2 protein-coding genes are annotated in these 2,843 nt (G+C 60.6%); one reads left to right on the top strand and one right to left on the bottom strand.

Annotated elements, in window-relative coordinates; all coding sequences use genetic code 11:
• Positions 1 to 561 precede the first annotated feature (561 nt).
• Entirely contained in the window at positions 562 to 1,602 is a 1,041-nt protein-coding gene (locus VEB01_RS09605; RefSeq protein ID WP_324874907.1) for a S1C family serine protease, read from the bottom strand.
• A 470-nt stretch (positions 1,603 to 2,072) separates the two neighbouring features.
• Between VEB01_RS09605 and VEB01_RS09600 the strand changes: the two genes are divergently transcribed.
• The gene (locus VEB01_RS09600) at positions 2,073 to 2,216 is read left to right on the top strand and encodes a hypothetical protein (RefSeq protein WP_324874905.1); all 144 of its coding nucleotides are present in this window, start codon (positions 2,073 to 2,075) and stop codon (positions 2,214 to 2,216) included.
• The last annotated feature ends 627 nt before the right edge of the window (positions 2,217 to 2,843 follow it).

Below are 2,843 nucleotides of genomic sequence, written 5' to 3'. Positions count from 1 at the left end.
TGATCGAATGCTTCTTTGGCAAAATCAAACACTTCCGAAGAATCTTTGCCCGCTTCGAAAAATTGCAGCGTAACTTCATGGGCTTTCTTCGCTTCGTCTCAGCACTCATCTGGTTGCGTTGAAATGTCAACAGAACCTAGGACGCGTTGAGGGACGGCGCCAAAGATAAGGATAGAAAATCCAATGACACCTCTATAAGTATCCCGAGGGGGTTACCGGAACAGTCAATCCGGAACTTCCTCCCGAAAAAACCTGTAAAGACCGCCAGAATCGCCGAGTATCGCGGTACAAAACGGAGTCAGACACCATAACCGCCTTTTTGGACCGCTACTGACGAGCGTGTCCGGAATTTACCCTCGCCGACATGTCGCGTCGATCGCCCTGACTGCCTGTTATGGCCGAACACCGAAAGTGGCCCTTCGCCGGCAAAGGATCAACCTTCGACGTCTCGAGTCGGGGCAGAGGCGAAGCTGAGTCACAGGAGGTAACAAACGACGGCCTTCCACCTTGCAGTGCGAAGCTACTTATGGGGTTGTGATGGAGACGTAGAACTCGGTAGATTCAATCTACGTCCGGCTTGACCAGCACATGCAGGACTTCAAGGACGCCAGCGCGCGGGCGCAGGAGCCTCAATGACAGCACCTCTCCGGCGGCATCGCCCGCCAGCCAGTTCAGAAGATCGGACAGCTGCGACACCGGCGTGCCCTCTACGCCGATGATCCAGTCTCCCGCCCGCAGTCCCGCACTCGCGGCCGCAGACCCCGCCGCGACCTGGTGCACGCGCAATCCGGTGGCTGCCGGCCAGTCGTGTTCGCGGACCCAGCGCCGCGGCAAGGCTACCAGGCCGGTGGACACCCCCAGACTCGCGCGGCGGACCCGCCCATGGCGCAGCAATTCCATGGCCACCCATTGCACGGTGTTGATCGCCACCGCAAACGCGAGACCGTGCGCCGACGGGATGACGGCAGTGTTGACGCCGACGACGCGTCCGGCGCTGTCGAGCAGCGGCCCGCCGGAGTTGCCGGGATTGAGGGCGGCGTCGGTCTGAATGACATCTTCGATCCAGCGTCCGCCGAAGCCGGGAAGGCTGCGTCCGAGTGCGCTCACGATCCCGGCGGTGACCGTGAACTCGAAGCCGAGGGGCGATCCCACGGCGACGGCGATCTGTCCCGGCTGCAGGTGGCTGGAATCGCCGAGCGCCAAGGCGGCTGTCGAGCCACCTTCCAGTCTCAGCACGGCGGTATCGGTACTGGGATCCTCGCCGATGAGGCGCGCCCGGTACTCCGCGCCGTCGGCAAAGGCCGCGCTCACGTCCTTGGCCCCATGCACGACATGGCTGTTGGTCAGCAGGAAGCCGTCAGGGGTGAACACAAATCCCGACCCCGCACCGGCAGCGCTATCCGCGCGTCGTACCGTAAGATGCGCGACCGACGGCCGTGCCCGTCTCGCCACCTGGCTCACTGTGCGCGAGTAGGCGTCGAGCACGGCGGCGTCCGCAGACGGAGTCGTCGCCTCCGGCGCAGGACTAGGCCGGGACGGTCCCTTGAATCCCGCGGAACCGTTTGCCAATGGCCGGGGTATCACCACCGCGGAACGCTTCATCATCGGCTCGTTTGGAGAAAAAGATGCGGGTGATCCCATCAAAATGGGGCCAAACTTCTGTTTTTCAAGGACTGGTCAGGGGGGGGTAGAGTCGGCAGCCACTGCCCAATGCGGATGTCGAGACACTGAAATCGAGGGTGGACTTCGCGATCTATTCGGAGGAGAGCGTGATTCGGGACAGTCGATGGCCGATCTGGTGCCCGGTGGGCTGCCCCGGCGAATAAGACTACCCAAGGGCGCTTGCCGACCCCGAGGGGACACTCGGTCCTAATGTCGGAGCGGCAACTCACAACTCCATTTGAGACGTTTTCGATGTGCAGGCGGTAGTCGAGGCGGAAACAGAGGTCTTCCGCCCGTTCCAGATTATCAAGAATGCGTTCGAACAGAACTTTGTGCTGTGAGTCGCGGGTGGTGCTGGGCTGGTTGGCGACATGCAGGATCGAGTAGCGGCTGCCAATGGATTGTGCCTGATGAATATGGGCCGCGAGCAGGTCCTCGATTTTATGCAGATTGAAGACATGCGTGCGGTTTTGGTCGCTGTGGGCGTTGACCGGAATGAGGCGCCGGCCAAGCGTGTTCCGATCAGATCCAGGGCTTCGGGCTCGGCGAAATAAAAGCCCACCTCGAGCGGCCTGGCCCAAGTGAGGGCATAGTCCAGAAAAGGCGCCAGGCTGATCGCATGCTTGTCGACGATCTTGAATCCGAAGTTGGGCATGACTCCCTCAGTGAAGCGTACGAAACCAAGCAGATGGATCCCTGATCTCGCCCGGACTCGACTTTGAGCGTGCGAGAAATCCAACGGTCAGTCGGGTTGAGTTGGACCGGTGCCAGCCCCGGTCGCACGGATCGCATCGGCAATCTCTTTCAAATCGATGCTGGTTAGCCGTCAGTCGAGCCGCGTCGATCCAGCCGTCGATCTGCGCGGGAGAACGGGCTCCAACAATGGCACCGCTCACTCCCAGCCAGGCCAGCGTCCACGCCACAGCGACCGCCGACACGTAGTGCCGTGACGTTTGGCGATAGGTCGCACCTACAGCCCCCACGTGCCGGGAACGGCTTTGCCTTATCCCAGCCTACCCTTAAAGATATTTTCTGATTGTTCTAGGGCGTGTCCTCAATTAAGGGGTCGCCAAAGACGACCAAAAGCGATTCAATTGAGAGAGTGAATTCAGAAGAAGGTCGCTGAATGGTACGACGGTATGGCTTACGGGACGATCAGTGGGAACGGATTCAAGACCTCC

Origin of the sequence: Methylocaldum sp., from assembly GCF_035627495.1 — a bacterium.
GTDB lineage: Bacteria > Pseudomonadota > Gammaproteobacteria > Methylococcales > Methylococcaceae > Methylocaldum.
This window is presented reverse-complemented; position numbering and strand designations above follow the sequence as displayed.